The organism is Lysobacter sp. F6437, assembly GCF_052547215.1.
The window spans coordinates 779481-801098 of sequence record NZ_JBQWRB010000001.1; the positions used below are offsets into that span (position 1 = coordinate 779481).

A 21618-nucleotide genomic window follows, 5' to 3' on the forward strand; every position below is an offset into this window, starting at 1 on the left:
ATGATGCAGCCCTTTTAGAAATCTGCGTCTCCGCAGCCGTCCCGCGTTGTGCCGTCCCTTTCGTTCACTGCGCCGTCGTCGGAACTCCTTTGAGCATCGCTTCTTCTTCATCCTCCCCCCAAGAGTTCTTAGCGCTGTTCAGACATACGCCGCGGCCCGGCCGGGCTCACATATTCCGCCGATACTCCCCACCCACGTCATACAACGCATGGCTGATCTGCCCCAGGCTATGCGTCTTCACCGCCTCCATCAGCGCGGCGAAGACGTTCTGGCGGTCGCGGGCGGTTTTTTGGAGGTGACGTAGCGGCTCGCTGCCCTCACCCCGGCCCTCTCCCGCAGGCGGGAGAGGGAGAACGGCAGCGTTGCGGAGCTGCTGGTAGTTGCGGACGTTGTCGATCTGCTGGCCCTTCTCTTCCTCGGTCGAGCGGATCAGTTCGATCTCGGTGACGATGTCGCCGGCGTGCTCCTTCGGCAGGAAGGTGTTGACGCCGACCAGCGGCAGGCTGCCGTCGTGCTTCTTGTGCTCGTAATACAGGCTCTCTTCCTGGATCTTGCCGCGCTGGTACATGGTGTCCATGGCGCCGAGCACGCCGCCGCGCTCGCTGATGGCTTCGAACTCCTTGTAGACGGCTTCCTCGACGATGTCGGTGAGCTTGTCGACGATGAAGCTGCCCTGCCAGGGGTTCTCGCAGAAGTTCAGCCCCAACTCCTTGTTGATGATCATCTGGATGGCGACGGCGCGGCGCACGGACTCTTCGGTCGGGGTGGTGATGGCTTCGTCGTAGGCGTTGGTGTGCAGGCTGTTGCAGTTGTCGAACAGCGCGTACAGGGCCTGCAGCGTGGTGCGGATGTCGTTGAACTGGATCTCCTGCGCGTGCAGGGAGCGGCCGCTGGTCTGGATGTGGTACTTCATCATCTGGCTGCGGCTGCTGGCGCCGTAACGCTCGCGCATGGCGCGGGCCCAGATGCGGCGGGCGACGCGGCCGATCACGGTGTACTCGGGGTCCATGCCGTTGCTGAAGAAGAACGACAGGTTGGGCGCAAAGTCGTCGATCTTCATGCCGCGCGCGAGGTAGTACTCGACGATGGTGAAGCCGTTGCTCAGGGTGAAGGCGAGCTGGCTGATCGGGTTCGCCCCGGCCTCGGCGATGTGGTACCCGGAGATCGACACCGAGTAGAAGTTGCGCACCCCAAAGTCGACGAAGTACTGCTGGATGTCGCCCATCATGCGCAGGGCGAACTCGGTGCTGAAGATGCAGGTGTTCTGGGCCTGGTCCTCCTTGAGGATGTCGGCCTGCACGGTGCCGCGCACGGTCTTGAGGGTGTAGGCCTTGATGCGCTCGTAGGTCTCGGCGTCGACGACCTGGTCGCCGGTGACGCCGAGCAGGCCGAGGCCGAGGCCGTCGTTGGTCTCGGGCAGCATGCCGCCGTATTGCGGACGTTGCTTGCCTTCGAAGAGCTTCTCGATCTTGTCGTGGGCGGCGTCCCAGCGGGCCTGGTCCTCGCGCAGGTACTTCTCGACCTGCTGGTCGATGGCGGTGTTCATGAACATCGCCAGGATCATCGGCGCGGGGCCGTTGATGGTCATCGACACCGAGGTGGTCGGGGCGCACAGGTCGAAGCCGGAGTACAGCTTCTTCATGTCGTCCAGCGTGGGGATGTTGACGCCGGAGTTGCCGATCTTGCCGTAGATGTCCGGGCGCGGCGCCGGGTCTTCGCCGTACAGGGTGACCGAGTCGAACGCGGTCGACAGGCGCGCGGCGGGCTGGCCGACGCTGAGGTAGTGGAAGCGCCGGTTGGTGCGCTCCGGGGTGCCCTCGCCGGCGAACATGCGGATCGGGTCCTCGCCGGTGCGGCGGTACGGGTAGACGCCGCCGGTGTAGGGGTAGGCGCCGGGGAGGTTTTCCTTCTGCAGGAAGGTGAGCAGCTCGCCCCAGGATTTGTAGGTGGGGGCGGCGATCTTGGGGATCTGCTGGTGGCTGAGCGACTCGCGGTAGTTCTCGACCTTGATCGCCTTGCCGCGGACTTCGTACTCGGTGACCTCGTCGGTGATCGACTTGAGGCGCGCTGGCCAGTGGCGCAGGAGCTTGAGCGCCTCGGAGTCGAGGGACTGGATGGCGTCGTTATAGCGCTGGCGGAGGGTGAGGAGGGTGCGGTCGGGGGCGGCTTCGGGTGCGGGGCCGCGGCTTCCCTCTGTCTCGGGTGTGCGGGTTCCCTCCGTTGTAGGAGCGACGTGAGTCGCGATTTCCTCGGAGGTACTGGACGGTGTGGCGTTCGCGACTGACGTCGCTCCTACAGGGGGCGAGGTTCGGCCGTTGGAGGCCGACGGATGCTGGAGGTCGTCGACCTGGTAGAGGTCGAGTTGCTTGGGCAACTGCGGGTCTTCGAGGTCATGCAGGCTCTGCCAGTAGCTCTGCGCGCGGTCGGCGATCTCCGCCTGGCTTTCGATGCGGCTGTTGATGGCCCTGCCCTGCTCGGCGATCTCGGCGAGGTAGCGGATGCGGCTGCCGGGGATCAGCACGGTGGCGCGCGGCTCCTTCAGCGAGGTGTCGATGTCGGGCGACCATTGCTCGGCCGGCAGTTCGAGCTTCTCGCGCATCAACCGGCACAGGTTGGCGAACATCCAGCTGATGCCGGGGTCGTTGAACTGGCTGGCGATGGTCGGGTAGACCGGGACGTCCTCGTCCTTGGTCTGGAAGGCGACTCGGTTGCGCTTCCACTGTTTGCGGATGTCGCGCAACGCATCCTCGGCGCCGCGCTTGTCGTACTTGTTGAGCACCACCAGTTCGGCGAAGTCGAGCATGTCGATCTTCTCCAGCTGGCTCGGGGCGCCGAAGTCGCTGGTCATGACGTACATCGGGAAGTCGACCAGGTCGACGATCTCCGAGTCGCTCTGGCCGATGCCGGCGGTCTCGACGATCACCAGGTCGTAGCCGCGGCCCTTGAGGAAGCCAATGCTGTCCTTGAGCACGAGGTTGGTGGCGGCGTGCTGGCGGCGGGTCGCCATCGAGCGCATGTATACGCGGTCGGAGCGCAGCGAGTTCATGCGGATGCGGTCGCCCAGCAGCGCGCCACCGGTGCGGCGGCGGGTCGGGTCGACCGAGATCACCGCGATGCGCATCTCCGGGAAGTGCGCGAGGAAGCGGTTCAACAACTCGTCGGTGACGCTGGACTTGCCGGCGCCGCCGGTGCCGGTGATGCCGATGACCGGGGTCTTGCTGCCAGCCAGCTGCCATTCCTTGCGCAGGTGGGCCAGCTGCGCCTCGTCGAAGTCGCCTTCCTCGATCGCGCTGAGCATCTTGCCGATCGCGATCTCGTCGGTGATCGCGGGGGCGGTTTCGTCGGCCTCGCCCTCGACGCGGCCGTCTTGGGTACGGCGCACCACGTCCTCGATCATCGCCACCAGCCCCATGTGCATGCCGTCGTTGGGGTGGTAGATGCGCTCCACGCCATAGGCCTGCAGCTCCTTGATCTCCTCGGGCGTGATGGTGCCGCCGCCGCCGGCGAAGACCTTGATGTGGCCGGCGTCGCGCTCCTTGAGCATGTCGACCATGTACTTGAGGTACTCGACGTGGCCGCCCTGGTAGCTCGACAGCGCGATGCCGTCGGCGTCTTCCTGCAGCGCGGCGCGCACCACGTCCTCGACGCTGCGGTTGTGGCCCAGGTGCACGACTTCGACGCCCTGCCCCTGGATCAGCCGGCGCATGATGTTGATCGCGGCGTCGTGGCCGTCGAACAGGCTGGCGGCGGTGACGAACCGCAGCGGGTGGGCGCTGGCTGGTTCGGAACCGGTATCGGGGCCGGTGGCGGTGTCGGAAACGTTGCTGGCGGGGGTGCTCATGGCGCACTCGACTGCTGAAAACGGGAATCCCTCGATTGTAGCGCGGGGCGACTTTGCGCCCTTGGCCCGCTTGCCATGGGGACCACGTTTGCCTGTTGGGATGATTCCCGTTTATTCCGACCCCTACGGCCACGACCCGCGCGTCGACCGCATCGCCACCCTGCGGTCCGCGGCGGCCGACGACGCGCCCAGCCCGTTGTTCGAGCTGGCCGGCGCGCTGTTGGCCGAAGGCAAGGTGGAGGAATCGCTGTTGCTGCACGCGCGCTCGGCGCTGGCCGGTCATGACGGCGCGCAGGTCGAATACGGACGAATGCTGCTGTTCGGGATCGGCTGCGATCCGGACCCGCAACTGGCGTTGGGCTGGCTGGCCCAGGCCGAGAGCCAGCACCATCCGGTGGCGAGCTACTGGCTGGCGTGGGTGGCGATGGGCAGCGTGCTGCTGCCGCGCGACGAGCGCATGAACCAGCGGCTGCGGGTGGCGGTGAACCACGACCATCCGCCGGCGTTGCGGGCGGCGGCGTTGCACTACGGGCGGCGGCCGGGCGCGGCCGACCAGAGGGCCTGCATCCAACTGCTCGACCGCGCCGCCAGCCGGGGCGACCTGGTTGCCGCGCTGCTGCTGGCCGAACGCCTGCAACGTGGCGAGGGCTGCCCGGCCCAGCCGCAGGCGGCGGCGACCTGGCGGGCACGGCTGCGCGCCCGGCAGGTGGAACCGCTGCCGCCGACGGTCGCGCCAGCCCCGCGGTTCGAGGGGTTCCCGCCCGGGCACCGCGACCCGGCGCCGCTGGCGCTGGAGGACGCATTGCATCCGCCACCCGCGCGCCTGCTCAGCACCGAGCCGCGGGTGGCGCAGGTCGACGGCGTGCTGTCGTCGGACGAATGCCGGCTGCTGATCGCGATGGCGATATTGAACGACCCCAGCCGTGGCGCCGTGGTCCCGACCCTGCGCATCGACCCGGCGCAGGAGGACCTGGCGTTGCGGGTGTTGCAATTGCGGCTGGCGCGGGCGGCGCAGGCCGAGCTGGCGCATGCAGAGGCGATCCAGGTGGAGCGGCGGATCCCCGGCTCGCCCGACTGGCGCCACCGCGACTACCTCGCCCCGGACGACCTGGCCCGCGACCACCCCGACGCCGGTGACCGCCGCCGCACGCTCTGCGTCTGCCTGCACGAGCCGGACGCTGGCGGTGGCCATGAATTCCCGTTCGGCCTGCTGGAAACCCAGGCCATCGCGGGCAGCGCGGTGGTGGTCGACAACCTGATGGCGGACGGCCACCCGGACCCGTATTCGATGCACGCCAGCATCGCGGTCGAACGCGGCGAACAATGGCAGGCGACCCTGTGGCTGCGCGAGCGCCGGTACCGTCCGTTTTGACCGGGCCGTTTTGAGACCGGAGTCGCACGCTGACGCGGCCCTGACCATACCTAGCCGTACTGGACGATTGCATTAGACTACCGCCCCTGCAGGCAACGCGATGCCCGGCCTGCACAGGCGAATCCAACAGATTCAAGTACTTATCAACGACAGTTGGCGTAAAGCGCGATGCGCAATCCCACGCCGACGCGGAGCACCCGATGATTTTCGAGACCCTGGACACCTTCGGCCATGAACAGGTCGTGTTCTGCCACAACAAGGACGCGGGCCTGAAGGCCATTATCGCGATCCACAACACCGTGCTGGGCCCGGCCCTGGGCGGTACGCGCATGTGGCCGTACAAGACCGAGGCCGATGCGCTGAACGACGTGCTCCGCCTGAGCCGCGGCATGACCTACAAGAACGCGGTGGCCGGCCTCGACATCGGCGGCGGCAAGGCCGTGATCATCGGCGACCCGGCGACCGACAAGTCCGAGGCGCTGTTCCGCGCGTTCGGCCAGTTCGTGCAGTCGCTGGGCGGCCGCTACATCACCGCCGAGGACGTCGGCATCGACGTCAACGACATGGAATACGTGTACCGCGAGACCGAGTTCGTGACCGGCGTGCACCAGGTCCACGGCGGCTCGGGCGACCCGTCGCCGTTCACCGCCTACGGCGCGCTGCAGGGCCTGATGGCCTCGCTCAACAAGCGCTTCGGTGACGAGGAAGTCGGCAAGTACAGCTACGCCGTGCAGGGCCTGGGCCACGTCGGCATGGAGTACGTCAAGCTGCTGAAGGAGCGCGGCGCGAAGATCTTCGTGACCGACATCAACCAGGGCCTGGTCGACAAGGCCGTGTCCGAGTACGGCGCCGAGGCGGTGGGCCTGGACGAGATCTACGACGTCGACGCCGACGTGTACTCGCCGTGCGCGCTGGGCGGCACCGTCAACGAGCAGACCCTGCCGCGCCTGAAGTGCAAGGTCATCTGCGGCTCGGCCAACAACCAGCTGGCCAACAACGCGATCGGCGACGAAGTGCAGAAGACCGGCATCCTGTACGCGCCGGACTACGCGGTGAACGCCGGCGGCGTGATGAACGTCGCGCTGGAGATCACCGGCTACAACCGCGAGCGTGCGATGCGCATGATGCGGACCATCTACCACAACCTGACCCGCATCTTCGAGATCGCCGAGCGCGACGGCATCCCGACCTACAAGGCTGCCGACCGCATGGCCGAGGAGCGGATCGACGTGATGGGCAAGCTCAAGCTGCCGCTGGGTCGCACCACCCCGCGCTTCCAGGGCCGTATCCGCGGCGGCGCGTAAGCCGGTGCTGTTGTGACCATGACGACGGGGCCTATGTGCCCCGTCGTTGTTTGCAGAGCCGCCCGGATGGCGGCCATCCAGTGACGAACCAGGAGTAGTCATGCGCCCCTTCCCCCTTGGTGACGAACTCGACGCCCTGCGCGACGCCGTGCGCCGGTTCGCCGAAGCGGAGATCGCCCCGCGCGCCGCCTCGATCGACGAGGACAACGTGTTCCCGCAGGACCTGTGGCCGAAGCTCGGCGAGATCGGCCTGCTCGGCCTGACCGTGCCGGGCGAGTACGGCGGCAGCGAGATGGGCTACCTCGCCCACCTGGTCGCGATGGAGGAGATCTCGCGCGCATCGGGCTCGGTCGGGCTGAGCTATGGCGCGCACTCCAACCTGTGCGTCAACAACCTCTATGCCAACGGCAACGAGGACCAGCGCGCGAAGTACCTGCCGAAGCTGTGCAGCGGCGAGTGGAAGGGCGCGCTGGCGATGAGCGAGCCGGGGGCGGGCTCGGACGTGGTCGGCTCGATGTCCTGCCGCGCCGAGTTGAAGGGCGACGTCTGGGTCGCCAACGGCAACAAGATGTGGATCACCAACGGCCCCGAGGCCGACGTGCTGGTCGTCTACATGCGCACCGCCGGCAAGGACGCGGGCAGCAAGTGCATGACCGCCTTCATCGTCGAGAAGGGCATGAAGGGCTTCAGCACCGCGCAGAAGCTCGACAAGCTCGGCATGCGCGGCTCCAACACCTGCGAGCTGGTGTTCCAGGACTGCGAGATCCCGGCGGAGAACGTGCTGGGCGAGGTCAACGGCGGCGTCAAAGTATTGATGTCCGGCCTCAACACCGAGCGGCTGGTGCTGACCGGCGGGCCGCTGGGGCTGATGCAGGCCGCGCTCGACATCACCCTGCCCTACGTGCGTGAGCGTAAGCAGTTCGACCAGGCGATCGGCACGTTCGGGATCATGCAGGCCAAGATCGCCGACATGTACACCGCGCTGCAGTCGTCGCGTGCATTCGCCTACCAGGTGGCCCGCGACTTCGATGCCGGCCACAAGAGCCGGGTCGATGCGGCGTCGTGCCTGCTGCATGCGTCCGAGGCGGCGGTGCAGGTCGCGCTGGAGGCGATCCAGAGCCTGGGTGGTAATGGCTACATCAACGAGTTCCCGACCGGGAGGATCCTGCGCGACGCGAAGTTGTATGCGATCGGCGCGGGGACCAACGAGATCCGACGGATGTTGATCGGACGGGAGCTGTTCGACGGGCGCAGCTGACCGGATTGGTGGGTGTACCGTCCGATTGACTTTCGTGTCCCTGTAGGAGCGGCTTCAGCCGCGATCGTGGAATCGTTCGCCCGCGCCGACTTCAGATCGAGGCTGAAGCCGCTCCTACAAACGCTCAGGCCCGCGCACAACGGCTCGGGCCCGCGCAGCTACGGGCAACCACGCTTGCGTCCGCATAAAAGAACGCCGCGGGAGTCCGCGGCGCTCTTGCTGCTGCGATAGCGATCGACTCAGAACCCGATCGACCAGTTCGCGAACGCGCCGGTGTAGCTGCGGCCGTTTTCGCGGCGGCTGTCGAGTTCGAAGCCCAGCTTTCCGCCCACCGGCAGCCACGCATGCACGCCGAACCCGAACACCGCAGCCTCCTCGCCCAGCCCGGCACCGGTGATCGGCGACCACGCGTCCAGGCCGGCGAAGCGCGCGTCGATCGCATCCCCCGACTGCGACAGCGTGCGCTGCCACTCCATCCGGCCCTGCAGGCTTATGCGGGTCGCGCCGACCGACCACTGCCGCTCCAGTCGTGCACCGGCCAAAGCCTGGGTCGCGTCGAGCCGGGACTCGTGGGTGCTCAGGCCGAAGCCGGCGGCGCCCTGCTCCGAGAACCCGTCGCGATCAAGCTGCAGCGACTGCGTGCCGACATATGGCGTCAACGTGGCATCGGAGATCTTGAAACGGTGCCCGGCCTGCAGGCCGACCGTGGCGTAACGGTTGTCGTATTGCGCGTCGACCCCGAAACGCTCGCTGCCGAGCAGGATGTCGCGCTGCATCCAGCGATCCATCCGGCCCATCGCGACGCGGCCCATCAGGTAGTTGCCGCCGTTGCTCCAGGCCGCGTAGCCCTGTGCTTCCAACTGGCGGTTACGCTCGCGGTCGCCACGCAGGTCATGCGCCGCGATACCGTCGGTCTGGCCAAACGCCGCGCCGACCGTCAGCTGCGGGCCGAAACGATAGTCCTGCCCGAGCATCCAGCCGTTGGCGTCGAGCCGGGTGTTCGACCACATGGAGCGCTGGCCATCCAGCCGGTCGGCCCACGCACCCGCGAGTGAACCATTGCCGAGGTCATCCAGTCGCGACTCCAGCGCGTGCCGGCTGCCCTCGATCGCCATCATCGCGAACGCGGTGTCGGCGCCGTGCAACTCCCCCGACAGGCTGGCAAGCGAGCGTTCAACTGCTTTCATCGAACCCGCCTGCTGCAGGCTTCCGGCACCCTTGACGAAATCCGTCCCGAGTCCGCTTCCGCCCAAGGTCCCCCGGTAGATCTGGTTGTCGATGTTGTCGAACGCGCCTTCAACGCGCTGGGCCGCGCTGTAGGTGGAGGCGCTGTAGTCCATGCCGTCGATCGCGGTGACCTCGACGCGGGTAACGTCGAGCCACGCACTGTTTGCGTCATATCCCGGCGTCGCCTCCAGCATGACGTTTGCCGCCGAACCCACCGATGCGAATGTTCCGGTGAGCCCGCCCTCGGCGGTCACCACTTCGGTATGCGCGCTGGCAACGTATCCATCCTGCTTGCCGATGACGATGAGTTCGCCGCCAAGCAATGCTTCGCCCTGGACCCGCAGGACCGAGCCGAGCTCCAACTGGAGGGTCGCGCTGGATGGGAATTCATCGAACGGCGCATTGACATAGTCACCGGTAACGCTGACGTCGCCTCCTGAAACGGTAAATACCGCATCGTTCCGTAGATCGCCGCCCACGCTTCGTACGCCTGACGCGCTGGCGTTGTTCTTGATGTACAGGTGGCCCGGAAGGTCGCTGGCAATCAGTTCGCCGTCGATTACCTGGGTAGTGCCGCCGTAACCAAGCCCGCCCGTCAGTGTCAAAGTGCCGGTGCCGCGCTTGATCAAGCCACCTTCACCGGCAATGTCATTGCTCCAGGTGGAGTCGATATCCAATGTCACATCGGCATCGCCCCAGTCGAACCTGGACGGCCCCTTGACTGCCTTGCCGACATTGAGCAATCCGTAGCCGAAGATGGAGTCGACTCCTTCGGCGCCGAGGTCCGTCGCGGTGCCCAGCAGCGTCTGGCGCACCATGTCGTTGTCGAAGTACGGGAATGCCTCCCACACCAGTGCGGCCGCCCCGGACACCTGCGGCGCCGCAAAGGAGGTTCCGCCACCCACCCAGTAGGTCGGATTGCCGGGGGTGTCATCCAATCCCGTGAACACCACGTCGCCGGGCGCGACCAGGCAGTAGTTCATGGCAATGCCGCACGCGTTGGAATACTCGGCGAGCGCCGTCGGGTTGAGCGTGTCCAGTGCCGCGACCGCCAACCAGCCCTGCTCGAGCACTTCGGCGTACGCGCTCTGGCTGGGAAGCGATGCGGTGTCGCTCGGGTTTGCATTGCCTTCATTGCCGGTGGCGAACACGACCAGGCCACCCCAATCGATCACGAACGGCGTCATCGCATCGACGAACGTCTTGGTGACCGCGTCGCCCTCCCAGTACAGGCCGCCCCAGGAGTTGTTGGAGATCACGGCGCCGGAATCGCTCAGATCCTTGTGCATCTCCTTCAGGAAGGAGCCGTCGGTGACCTCGTTGCCCTGGCCACTGCCGTCGTCCTCTGGCGGGGTGTCGCCGATGATGCGGAGGGAAACGAACTCGACGCCCGGCGCGATCCCTCCGGGCCACAGTCCGAATTCGGCGCCGCCGGCAAGTTGCGCGACCGTGGTGCCATGACCGACGACATCTTCCTTGTCGAGATCGTTGGTCACGTCATCGACGTAGATGAATTGCGGCGACTTGACCCTGCCCTGGAGGGTGGGATGGTCGCTGCGGATTCCGCTGTCGAGCAGGCCAATCGTCACGCCGGCCCCGGTAAAGCCCAGGTCGTGCGCCTCGATCGTGTTGGTCAGCGTCAGGTGGTCATCGATCTCCGGCTGCGGATCGTCCGGGGCGGAGTCGACCGGCGGAGGTGGCTCGTCGGGGACGAAAATCGATCCGCCACCGCCACCGCCACCGCATGCAACCAGCATCGACAGACCGGCAACGCCCAGTCCGAGCCGCAGCGCGCGCGCCAATTCATTCATCTGCAAATCCATCTAGCTTTCCCCCAGTTCGAAGCGTCCAGTCGAAATGCGCGCATACCACCCCCGTCGCGCTGGCCCATCCGATTCTGAGCCATAGCAACGGGCACCACAATCGCAAGTCGTGCATGGCGCACAATTCGACCCTAGATGTGATTTGCCCCGGTTTGCGGCACTGCAACAAGCCGCCGCATAATCGGGGCATCCCGGCCGCGGCCGGTCCCCCCAAAGGAGTCCGCCATGAGCGACGTCGTCATCGTCGGTGCCAAGCGCACCGCCATCGGTTCATTCCTCGGCCAGTTCACCGGTGTCCCCACGCCGACGCTGGGTACTGCTGCAATCACGGGTGCACTCGAGCACGCCGGGCTCGCCGCCGACCAGGTCGAAGAGGTCATCATGGGTTGCGTGCTGCCCGCAGGCCTCGGCCAGGCTCCTGCGCGCCAGGCCGCGCTCGGCGCGGGGCTGCCGACATCGACCGGTTGCACCACCATCAACAAGGTCTGCGGTTCGGGCATGAAGGCGATCATGCTCGGCCACGACCTGATCAAGGCCGGCTCGGCCAAGGTCGTCGTCGCCGGCGGCATGGAGTCGATGACCAACGCGCCGCACCTGCTCAACGGGTCGCGCACCGGCGTGCGCTATGGCAGCGCCGAGTTCCTCGACCACATGGCGTACGACGGCCTGACCAATCCGTACGACGGCAAGGCGATGGGCGTGTTCGGCGACATGGCGTGCGAGAAGTACGCATTCGATCGCGCCGCGCTCGATGCGTTCTCCGAAGAGAGCGTCAAGCGCGCGCAGAAGGCGCAGGCCGACGGCTCGTTCAAGGACGAGATCGTTCCGGTCACGGTCAAGACCCGCAAGGGCGAAGTCGTGGTCGATACCGATGAAGAGCCGGGCAAGATCGATACCAGCAAGATCCCGAACCTTCGCCCCGCGTTCGGCAAGGAAGGCGTGCTGACCGCAGCGTCTTCGTCGAAGATCTCCGACGGGGCCGCGGCAGCCGTATTGATGTCGGCCGATGACGCGAAGGCGCGTGGACTGGCGCCGTTGGCGCGCATCGTCGCCCACGCCAGCCATGCGCAGGCGCCGGAATGGTTCACCACCGCGCCGGTGAAGGCGATTTCAAACGTGCTGGAGAAGGCGGGCTGGAAAATCGATGACGTGGATCTGTTCGAGATCAACGAGGCGTTCTCCTGCGTCGCGATGGCTCCGATCAAGGACCTGGGCATTCCTCACGAGAAGATCAACGTGCATGGCGGTGCTGTTGCGCTGGGTCATCCGATCGGTGCCAGCGGTGCGCGACTGGTGGTAACACTGCTCAACGCCCTGCGCGCACGCGGTGGAAAGCGCGGTATTGCATCACTCTGCATCGGCGGTGGCGAAGCCACTGCGATCGCCGTCGAACTGGTTTGACGGGCGCTTTTAACACAGCTTCCTGCAAAAGGATGTGCAGGCCTGAATACCCTTTTGCGGTTAACGCCTCGTTAACCAAAAAAATACGCATCGCCGCTTGACAGGCGTCACCGGCTTGTCATCATGTTATCGGCGCGCAATTGCGCGTTGTCCAACTAATCGACGAGGAATGAACCATGACTTTCAACAAGGCGCTGCTCGCCCTGGCTATGGGCTTTGCCCTGGTCGCCTGCTCGAACCAGCAGCAGGCTGAAGACGCCGCCGCCGAAGCCTCCGAGGCTGCTGGCGAGGCTTCCGAAGCTGCTGCCAACGCTGCCGCCACTGGCGACGCGATGGCCACCGACGCTGCCCAGGCTGCTGCCGACACCGCCGCTGCCGCTGCGGACGCCGCTGCGACCTCGGCTGACGCCGCTGCCGGTGCAACCGACATGACCGCCGCCGACGACGCTGCCGACGCTGCCGAGAATGCAGCCGACGCCGCCGAGCAGGCTCAGGACGCCGCTGAAGAAGCTGCCGCCGGTTCGGACGCAGAGACCAACAACGACGGCCAGTAATACTGCCAGCGTTGATTGATCTGGAAAGCCGTCGGCATTTGCCGGCGGCTTTTTTGTAGCGTCTTCACATTGCTTTACGGGCAGGACGTTAATAGTTTCGCCGCCGGCAGCACCGGCGCCTTTAACGCAGTTCCACTGCCGACATCAGGAGTAAGCCAATGAACAACAAGCTTTCGATTCTCCTCGCCGCCAGCGTCTTTGCCCTGGCCGCCTGCAACTCCCCGACCGCCGACCAGGAAGCCAGCGAAGCCGCTACCCAGGCTGAGATCGCCGGCGACCAGGCTGCCGCCGCCGCGGAATCCGCCGGTGACGCCGCCGCCGCTGGCACCGAAGCCGCTGCCGCCGCGACCGCCGCCGCTGCCGGTTCGGCCGCTGCCGCCGTCGACGCTGCTGCCGATCCGGTCCAGGAAGCGTACGAGGAAGGCAAGGCCAACGCCGCCGGCGCCATCGGCGAGGCAGCCGACGACGTGTCGGCGTCGATGGCCGACGAGCAGGCCGAGGCCGAGGCTGAAGCCGCTGCCGAGGTCCAGGACTGATCTACCGATCAATCCGGTAGTTCGACGGGGCCCGCGCAATGCGGGCCCCGTTTTTTTTTGGCCCATCTTTTGGGCCCGCTTGCCGGATGCTCTTGCCGGGCCATGGTTTTCCGCTCCGGGTATCCTGTGTCGTCCCCACAAGGCCGTGACCGCATGCCCGCACTGAGCTCAGCCCTCGACCCACGCTCGCAGGAATTCCAGGACAACGTCGCCTATCACCGCGCGTTGGTCGAAGAACTCGATGCCCGGTTGGCGCGCGCCGTCGCCGGCGGCGGCGACAAGGCCCGCGACAAGCACGTCGCGCGCGGCAAGCTGCTGGTGCGCGACCGCATCACCGCCCTGCTCGACCCGGGCTCGCCGTTCCTCGAAATCGCCCCGCTTGCCGCGGAGGGCATGTACGACGATGCCGCGCCCGCGGCCGGCATGGTCTGCGGCATCGGCCGGGTGCAGGGCCAGGAGGTGGTGGTGGTCGCCAACGACGCCACGGTCAAGGGCGGCACCTACTTCCCGATGACGGTCAAGAAACACCTGCGGGCGCAGGAAGTCGCGCGCGAGAACCACCTGCCCTGCGTCTACCTGGTCGACTCCGGCGGCGCCTTCCTGCCATTGCAGGACGAGGTGTTCCCGGACAAGGAGCATTTCGGCCGGATCTTCTACAATCAGGCGCGGATGTCGGCCGAGAACATCCCGCAGATCGCCGTCGTCATGGGTTCGTGCACCGCAGGCGGCGCCTACGTCCCGGCGATGAGCGACGAGAGCATCATCGTCAAGGAACAGGGCACGATCTTCCTCGGCGGTCCACCGCTGGTGAAGGCCGCGACCGGTGAAGTGGTCGACGCCGAGACCCTCGGTGGCGCCGACGTCCACACGTCGATCTCCGGTGTCGCCGACCACTTCGCCGAGGACGACCGCCACGCATTGCAGATCGCCCGCGGGATCGTCGGCACGCTCAATCGCAAGAAGACCCTGCCGGTCGCGGTGCAGCCCGCGCGCGAGCCGCTGTTCGCGGCCGAGGAGCTGTACGGCATCGTGCCCAGGGACACCCGCCGTCCGTTCGACATCCGCGAAGTCATCGCACGCGTGGTCGACGGCAGCGAGTTCCAGGAATTCAAGGCGCGCTACGGCAAGACCCTGGTCACCGGCTTCGCCCACCTGCACGGCTACCCGGTCGGCATCGTCGCCAACAACGGTATCCTGTTCGCCGAGTCCGCGCTGAAGGGCGCGCACTTCATCGAGCTGTGCAACCAGCGCGGCATCCCGCTGGTGTTCCTGCAGAACATCACCGGCTTCATGGTCGGCAAGAAGTACGAGCAGGCCGGCATCGCCAAGGACGGGGCCAAGATGGTGACCGCGGTGGCGTGCTCGCACGTGCCGAAGTTCACGGTGGTGATCGGCGGCAGCTTCGGCGCCGGCAACTACGCGATGTGCGGCCGCGCATACGGCGCGCGCTTCCTGTGGATGTGGCCGAATGCGCGGATCAGCGTGATGGGCGGCGAGCAGGCGGCCAGCGTACTGGCGACGGTCAAGCGCGACGGTATCGAGGCGCGTGGCGGCGTGTGGACGCCGGACGAGGAGGAGTCGTTCAAGACACCCATCCGCGAGCAGTACGAGAGCCAGGGCAACCCCTACTACGCCACCGCACGGCTGTGGGACGACGGCATCATCGACCCGACCGACACACGCCGTGTGCTCGGATTGGGATTGTCGGCCAGCCTCAACGCTCCGATCGAGGAACGCACGCGCTTCGGGGTGTTCCGGATGTAGCCGCACCCGGGCAACGCACACGGGAGACCGCGCATGAGGAAACTGCTCGACCGGGTCACTCCGGTCACCTTCTTCGGTTCGGCGATCATCGCCCTCTGCCTGATCCTGTATGCGAGCCTGTCACCCCGGTCGGCCGCCGCGACCTTCACCGCTGCCAATGCCTGGATCGTGACCGAGGCCGGCTGGTTCTACCTCCTCGCGGTTGGCATCTTCGTGGTGTTCCTGCTGGCGTTGGCGCTGAGCCCGCTGGGCCGGATCAGGCTGGGTCCCGACGAATCGACGCCCGACTACAGTTACGGCACCTGGATCGCGATGCTGTTCAGTGCCGGCATGGGCATCGGCATCGTGTTCTACGGCGTAGCCGAGCCGATCACCCATTTCTCGTTCCCGCCAGACGCCGCGCCCCTTTCGGCGCAAGCCGCGCGCGACGCGATGGAAGTGACTTTCTTCCACTGGGGCGTGCACGCCTGGGCGATCTACGGGGTGGTGGGGTTGGCGCTGGCCTACTTCGGCTATCGCCGCAACCAGCCGCTGCTGCTGCGCTCGGCGTTCCACCCGATCCTCGGCGAGCGCATCCACGGGTGGATCGGCGACCTGATCGACATCTTCGCCGTGGTCGGCACGCTCGCCGGCCTTGCAACGTCGCTCGGCCTTGGCGTGTCGCAACTCAACGCCAGCATGAACTACCTGTTCGGCCTGCCGCAGAACCTGGCGACCGAGCTGTTGTTGATTGGCATCGTCACCATCCTCGCCACCATCACCGTCGCAACCGGCGTCGACAACGGCATCCGCCGGCTCAGCGAGATGATCATCCTGGTGTCGTGCCTGCTGATGCTGCTGATCCTCGCGCTGGGGCCGACCACGTTCCTGCTGCAGGCGCTGGTGGAGAACATCGGCCTCTACCTCGACGCGTTCGTCTCGCGAACATTCCACATCTACGCCTACGAGCCGACCGACTGGGTCGGCACCTGGACGCTGTTCTACTGGGGCTGGTGGATCTCGTGGTCGCCGTTCGTGGGCATGTTCATCGCGCGCATCTCGCGCGGACGGAGCATTCGCGAGTTCCTGTTCGGCGTGCTGTTCGCGCCGGCCGGCTTCAGCTTCATCTGGTTCACGATCTTCGGCAACACCGCGATCTGGCTGGACCTCAACGTCGCCGACGGGGCGATCGCCACCACCGTGGCCGACAACATGCCGATCGCGCTGTTCACCGTGTTCGACTACCTGCCGTGGGCGACGGCGCTGTCTTGGATCACCGGCTTGCTGGTGGCGGTGTATTTCATCACCGCATCCGACGCCGGCGCACTGGTCATCGCGATGATCACCTCGCGCGGTGAAGAGGAGCCGGCGCTGTGGCTGCGGATAGGCTGGGCGCTGACCTGCGGTGCCGTCGCGGGGGGCCTGCTACTGGCCGGCGGGCTGGCCGCGGTACAGATGGCCGCAGTGATCGCGGCGCTTCCGCTGACGGTGGTCCTGCTGCTGATGTGCTACTGCATCACCAAGGCGCTGCGTGAGGAACACGGAATGAGCCTCAGCCAGCAGCTGCCGTCGGCACCGCTGGTGCAGGGTGCGGGCGGTTCATGGCGTCGCCGGCTGGCTGCGATCGTCAGCCATCCGGGCAAGCCACAGGTGCAAGGCTTCCTCCGGGGCACGGTCGCCCCTGCTTTCGCGACGGTGGTGAAGGAACTGGGTGAACGCGACATCGCCGCCGACAGCCAGCTGCTCGAAGAGAGCGTGGTGCTGACGGTCCATCACGGCGGGAACGCCGCGGATTTCGTCTATTCGGTGCAGCCGGTTGCCCATCCCATCCCGGCGTTCGCATTGACCGATGTCGCGAGGCGCGACGGCGAGCGACGCCGCTACTACCGCGCGGAAGTATTCCTCAGCCAGGGTGGACGGGGTTACGACATCTACGGCTACGAGGGCGAGCAGGTCATCGCCGACGTGATCACCCACTACAACCGGTTCCGTCACTACCTCTATGCCTCTTCACCTCCGCCCGCCTGAAGTGCGGGACCTGGGGAGGTGTGACCATCTTCACCGATGAACACGCGTTTCCTGTCGCGTGGCTGAAGCAACCAGCCCGATGTGCGACTGCGCAATGAAGGCCGCGTGAAGCGGGTGTAAGTTTGGGGTTCCCCTGAATCCCGGACCCATCATGGCCATCTGGAAAGAAACCACCCCGTCCAAGTCCTCTCCATCGCCCTCCCCGGCGCCTTCGCCCGAAGCCGCGCAGTTCGATCCGACCCCGATCCGCGACATCAGCCCAACCACGCCCGCGGCGTCACCGACACCCTCGTCGCCCCCGCAGCGCGCGAGCGAGGCGCAGTTGAAGGAGTCGCTGATCGCCGCCGACCTGACCATCGAGGGCAAGATCGAAGGCACCGGCCATGTCCGCATCGCCGGCAAGTTCAACGGCGACGTCAACGTGCAGGGCAACCTGACCATCGAGACCGGCGCCAAGCTGACCGGCGGCGTCCGCGCGCAGAAGGTCACCATCGCCGGCGAGCTGGAAGGCAACATCGAGTCGGCGCAGAAGGTCGAGGTGCTGGAGTCGGGCGCGCTGATCGGCGACGTCAAGGCAGGTTCGCTGACCGTCGCCGCCGGTTCGCGGATGCGCGGCCAGGTCGAGTTTGGGTGGGGCGACAAGCACTCCGGCAAGCACGCCGACAAAACCACGGGCGGCAACAAGACGGGCACCGACGACGCCGCATGAGCGCCGCCCCGCGCCCCGGCACGCCGGGTTCGACCCGCACCTGCCCGCACTGCAAGACGACGATCCTGGAGAGCTCCAGCGTCTGTCCGCAGTGTCGCGGTCATTTGCGTTTCGACAGCGACGCCAACGCGGTTGCGGCGGTGAAGTTCTCGCCGCTGCAGGTCGAGGGCACCATCCCGGCGCCAGCCGACGGTGCCTTCGAGTATTCGATGGTGCTGTCGATCCGCGATGGACGTGGCCGCGAGATCAATCGCCAGGTGGTCGGAGTGGGCGCATTGCACCCCGGCGAGGAGCGAACCTTCAGCCTCGCGGTGGAGGCGACCGAAGTGCCCGCGCACAAGGTCCGGCGCAAGCACTAGGCCGACTTTCCGTCCGTTGGACGGGTTGCTCCCGCTTCCTGGATGCGACCTCCCAGCCTTTGTAGGAGCGGCTTCAGCCGCGATCGGATAATCGGTCGCGCGCGCCGACTTCCGATCGCGGCTGAAGCCGCTCCTACAGGGGTGCGCAGGGCATCGAACAGGCACGCCGGTCAATTGGCATCGCGCCGGTCAATCGACCGGCCCACAGCCGTCGCAGGTTCCGCAGCTGCCATCGGCGCCCCGCACCGGCGGCGCCACCGCGCGACCCAGCCGCTGCATCCAGCGTGGTTTTCCTTCGCGCACCATCGGCACCGCGACCAGCACCCGCAGCCTGCGCACCGCGGCCGGGAACTGCCGGCGCGCGACATAGGCCGCGCTGAACACCACCGCCAGCGCGATCACCGTGTACTGCAGCAGCAGACCGGCTTCCATCATCCCGCTCCCAGCAACACCGCGACCTGGTAGGTCACCAGCGACGCCAGGTAGGCCAGTCCGAACAGGTAGCCGGTGGCGATGCCGACCTGCTTCCAGGAGTTGGTCTCGCGCTTGATCGTCGCCAGCGTCGAGATGCACATCGGCGCGTAGATGAACCACACCAGCAGCGACAGTGCGGTTGCCAGCGACCAGGTGTCGGAGATGACCGGCGTCAGCGCCGCGGTCGCCGCATCGTCATTGGCCGCCGACAGCGCATACACCGTCGCCAGCGACGACACCGCCACCTCGCGCGCGGCCAGGCCCGGGATCAGCGCGATGCAGATCTGCCAGTTGAAACCCAGCGGCGCGAAGATCGCGGTCATCGCGTGGCCGATCCGGCCGGCGAAGCTGTAGTCGATCGCCGGCTGCACCGCATCGGCCGGCGCGGCCGGGAACGACAGCAGGAACCACAGCAAGATGGTCAGCGCGAGGATGATGCCACCGACCCGGCGCAGGAAGATCCAGGCGCGCTCCCACAGGCCGATCAGCACGTCGCGCGGGTGCGGGATGCGGTACGACGGCAGCTCCAGCATCAGTGGATGCTCGCTCTTGTCGCGGCGCCACTTCTTCATCACCCACGACACCGCCAGCGCGCTGAGGATGCCGGCCACGTACAGGCCGAACAGCACCAACCCCTGCAGGTTGAAGATGCCGACCTGCTGCTGCGGGATGAACGCGCCGATCAGCAACGCGTACACCGGCAGCCGCGCCGAGCAGGTCATCAGCGGCGCCACCAGGATCGTCGCCAAACGATCACGCGGGTCCTGGATCGAGCGGGTCGCCATGATCCCCGGGATCGCACAGGCGAAACTCGACAGCAGCGGGATGAACGAACGGCCCGAAAGACCGGCCTTCGACATCATGCGATCGAGCAGGAACGCCGCGCGCGGCAGGTAACCCGACTCCTCCAGCGCGATGATGAAGGCGAACAGGATCAGGATCTGTGGCAGGAAGATGATCACCCCGCCAAGCCCGGCGATGATGCCGTCGACCAGCAGGCTGTTGAGCGGGCCTTCGGGCAGGGTCGCGCCGACGAACTCGCCGAGTGCAACCGTGCCAGCGTCGATCATGTCCATGATCGGCGTCGCCCAGGCGTAGACCGCCTGGAAGATCAGGAACATCACCACCGCCAGCGACAGCAGGCCGATGGCGGGATTGAGCAGCCAGCGGTCGAGGGTGTCGTCGATCGCGGCGGTGCGGCGCGGCATCGTCACCGCCAGCGACAGCAGGCGGCGGGTCTCGGCGTGCAATGCGTCGGGGTCGACCATGGCCGCGGCGGACAGGTGCTCGCGCGGTTCGTGGATACTCCCGGCGACACCGTCCAGCTTCGCCACCAGCGCCTCGGCGCCGTCGCGGCGGATCGCCACCGTCGGCACCACCGGCACGCCCAGTTCGCGCTCCAGCGCGGCCAGGTCGACCTCGATGCCGCGGCGCTTGGCCGCGTCCATCATGTTGACCGCCAGCACCATCGGCTTGCCGAGCTCGCGCACTTCCAGCGCGAAGCGCAGGTGCAGGCGCAGGTTGGTCGCGTCGACCACGCAGACGATCACGTCCGGCGCCGGCTCGCCCGGGTAGAAACCGCGGCACAGGTCGCGGGTCACCGCCTCGTCGAGGCTGGCGGCATCGAGGCTGTAGGCGCCCGGCAGGTCCAGCACCGCGTAGTTGCGGCCGGACGGTGCGTTGAACCGCCCTTCCTTGCGCTCGACGGTGACGCCGGCGTAGTTGGCGACCTTCTGGCGGCTGCCGGTCAGCAGGTTGAACAACGCGGTCTTGCCGCAATTCGGGCTGCCGACCAAGGCAAGGCGGAGGCTGTCGGCGCTGCTCATGCGGCCTGCTCCACTTCGCAACTCACCCGAACGCGCGCGGCCTCGGCCCGGCGCAGCGCGAACCGGGTGAAACCGATCTGCACCAGCAGCGGCTCGGCCGAGAACGGGCCGGCCGCCATCACCTCGACCCGCTCGCCGCTGACGAAGCCCAGTTCACGCAGGCGGCGTGCAATGGCGTCGTTCGGCGACAGGTCCTCGACCGTCTCGACCGTGGCCGCGGTGCGCCGCGGCAGTTCCGTCAGCTTCAAGGCAACGTCCGTACAAATGGGAATTGTTCTCATTCTATCATCGCCAATGGCGGCGGGCGTATGCCGGAAATGGCCGATGCGCCAGCGTCTATCATTGGGGCAGCCAAGGAACCGGACGCCGCCATGAGCCATCCATTGCTGAACCTGCGCGAGGGCCCGGTCGCCCGCCTGCGCATGAACCGCCCGCAGGTGCACAACGCCTTCGACGCCGAGTTGATCGCGGCCCTGACCGGCGCGCTGGAGGCGGTCGGTCGCGACCCCGAAGTCCGGGTGGTCGTGCTCGAGGGCGAAGGCGCCTCGTTCTCGGCCGGCGCCGACCTCAACTGGATGCGCAGCATGGCCGCCGCCAGCGAGGACGAGAACCGCATCGACTCGCTGGCCCTCGCCCGCCTGATGCGGGCACTGAACGAATTGCCGAAGCCGACGATTGCCAAGGTCCACGGCGCCGCCTTCGGTGGCGGCGTCGGACTGGTGGCCTGCTGCGACATCGCGATCGGCTCGCGGGAGGCCAAGTTCGGCCTGACCGAAAGCAGGCTCGGCCTGCTGCCGGCGGTGATCTCGCCATACGTGATCGAGGCGATCGGCGCCCGCCAGGCGCGCCGCTGGTTCGCCTCGGCGGAGATCTTCGACGCCGAGCAGGCCTGCGCGATGGGCCTGCTGCACGACGTGGCCCACCCGACCGCGCTCGACACCGCGGTGCAGCGCCAGGTCGACCTGTTGCTGAAGGCCGGCCCGCTGGCCTCGGCGCAGGCCAAGTCGCTGGTCCGGCAAGTTTCCTCCCACAGCGACGGTGCCCGCCACGACGCCGACAACGCCGCCCTGATCGCGCGCCTGCGGGTGTCGCCGGAAGGCCAGGAAGGCCTGTCCGCGTTCCTCGACAAGCGCAAGCCCGCCTGGTGCGGCTGAACAAAAGGA

Annotated in this window: 16 protein-coding genes; 11 read left to right on the forward strand and 5 right to left on the reverse strand. The window is 66.9% G+C overall.

The window, feature by feature from the left end:
* Nucleotides 1-166: 166 nt before the first annotated feature.
* On the reverse strand, nt 167-3841 hold the full coding sequence (locus tag ACT9F5_RS03640) for a methylmalonyl-CoA mutase family protein (RefSeq protein ID WP_445118569.1): 3675 nt from the start codon (nt 3839-3841) through the stop codon (nt 167-169).
* A gap of 100 nt (nt 3842-3941) precedes the next feature.
* On the opposite strand from ACT9F5_RS03640, the gene ACT9F5_RS03645 reads away from it, so the two are divergent.
* The 3 genes from ACT9F5_RS03645 (at nt 3942) to ACT9F5_RS03655 (ending at nt 7775) form a co-directional block, all read left to right on the forward strand.
* Nucleotides 3942-5213: a 2OG-Fe(II) oxygenase gene (locus tag ACT9F5_RS03645; protein ID WP_445118570.1), complete on the forward strand. Its 1272-nt coding sequence runs from the start codon at nt 3942-3944 to the stop codon at nt 5211-5213.
* A gap of 200 nt (nt 5214-5413) precedes the next feature.
* Nucleotides 5414-6517 (forward strand): Glu/Leu/Phe/Val dehydrogenase dimerization domain-containing protein, encoded by a 1104-nt coding sequence (locus ACT9F5_RS03650; protein WP_445118571.1) that lies wholly within the window; start codon nt 5414-5416, stop codon nt 6515-6517.
* 100 nt (nt 6518-6617) lie between these two features.
* Nucleotides 6618-7775: an acyl-CoA dehydrogenase family protein gene (locus ACT9F5_RS03655; RefSeq protein WP_445118572.1), complete on the forward strand. Its 1158-nt coding sequence runs from the start codon at nt 6618-6620 to the stop codon at nt 7773-7775.
* A 239-nt stretch (nt 7776-8014) separates the two neighbouring features.
* Here ACT9F5_RS03655 and ACT9F5_RS03660 read toward each other — a convergent pair whose 3' ends face one another.
* Nucleotides 8015-10813, reverse strand: coding sequence for a S8 family serine peptidase (locus ACT9F5_RS03660; protein WP_445118573.1), 2799 nt, complete (start codon nt 10811-10813; stop codon nt 8015-8017).
* 237 nt (nt 10814-11050) lie between these two features.
* On the opposite strand from ACT9F5_RS03660, the gene ACT9F5_RS03665 reads away from it, so the two are divergent.
* From ACT9F5_RS03665 to ACT9F5_RS03695, 7 genes are all read left to right on the forward strand, one after another.
* Nucleotides 11051-12226 carry an acetyl-CoA C-acyltransferase gene (locus ACT9F5_RS03665; protein WP_445118574.1) on the forward strand — a complete coding sequence of 392 codons (1176 nt, stop codon included), beginning with the start codon at nt 11051-11053 and terminating at the stop codon, nt 12224-12226.
* 176 nt (nt 12227-12402) lie between these two features.
* Nucleotides 12403-12780, forward strand: a complete 378-nt coding sequence (locus ACT9F5_RS03670; RefSeq protein WP_445099411.1) for a hypothetical protein — start codon at nt 12403-12405, stop codon at nt 12778-12780.
* A gap of 158 nt (nt 12781-12938) precedes the next feature.
* Nucleotides 12939-13316: a hypothetical protein gene (locus tag ACT9F5_RS03675; protein ID WP_445118575.1), complete on the forward strand. Its 378-nt coding sequence runs from the start codon at nt 12939-12941 to the stop codon at nt 13314-13316.
* 153 nt (nt 13317-13469) lie between these two features.
* Complete coding sequence (locus tag ACT9F5_RS03680) at nt 13470-15080, forward strand: carboxyl transferase domain-containing protein (protein ID WP_445118576.1); 1611 nt, start codon at nt 13470-13472, stop codon at nt 15078-15080.
* Nucleotides 15081-15113: 33 nt separating this feature from the next.
* Nucleotides 15114-17087 (forward strand): BCCT family transporter, encoded by a 1974-nt coding sequence (locus tag ACT9F5_RS03685; protein WP_445118577.1) that lies wholly within the window; start codon nt 15114-15116, stop codon nt 17085-17087.
* Nucleotides 17088-17238: 151 nt separating this feature from the next.
* The gene (locus ACT9F5_RS03690) at nt 17239-17796 is read left to right on the forward strand and encodes a polymer-forming cytoskeletal protein (RefSeq protein ID WP_445118578.1); all 558 of its coding nucleotides are present in this window, start codon (nt 17239-17241) and stop codon (nt 17794-17796) included.
* Nucleotides 17793-18155: a hypothetical protein gene (locus ACT9F5_RS03695; protein WP_445118579.1), complete on the forward strand. Its 363-nt coding sequence runs from the start codon at nt 17793-17795 to the stop codon at nt 18153-18155. The genes ACT9F5_RS03690 and ACT9F5_RS03695 overlap by 4 nt, the downstream gene beginning before the upstream one ends.
* Nucleotides 18156-18344: 189 nt before the next feature.
* Here the strand turns inward: ACT9F5_RS03695 and ACT9F5_RS03700 are convergent, their stop codons facing one another.
* The 3 genes from ACT9F5_RS03700 to ACT9F5_RS03710 are packed head-to-tail and all read right to left on the reverse strand — an operon-like array spanning nt 18345 to nt 20703.
* Nucleotides 18345-18587 (reverse strand): DUF6587 family protein, encoded by a 243-nt coding sequence (locus ACT9F5_RS03700; RefSeq protein WP_445118580.1) that lies wholly within the window; start codon nt 18585-18587, stop codon nt 18345-18347.
* On the reverse strand, nt 18587-20455 hold the full coding sequence (gene feoB, locus ACT9F5_RS03705; RefSeq protein ID WP_445118581.1) for a ferrous iron transport protein B: 1869 nt from the start codon (nt 20453-20455) through the stop codon (nt 18587-18589). Before feoB ends, ACT9F5_RS03700 begins: the two co-directional genes overlap by 1 nt.
* On the reverse strand, nt 20452-20703 hold the full coding sequence (locus tag ACT9F5_RS03710; RefSeq protein ID WP_445118582.1) for a FeoA domain-containing protein: 252 nt from the start codon (nt 20701-20703) through the stop codon (nt 20452-20454). The genes feoB and ACT9F5_RS03710 overlap by 4 nt, the downstream gene beginning before the upstream one ends.
* A gap of 123 nt (nt 20704-20826) precedes the next feature.
* Between ACT9F5_RS03710 and ACT9F5_RS03715 the strand changes: the two genes are divergently transcribed.
* Nucleotides 20827-21609, forward strand: a complete 783-nt coding sequence (locus ACT9F5_RS03715) for an enoyl-CoA hydratase-related protein (protein ID WP_445118583.1) — start codon at nt 20827-20829, stop codon at nt 21607-21609.
* Nucleotides 21610-21618: the final 9 nt, after the last annotated feature.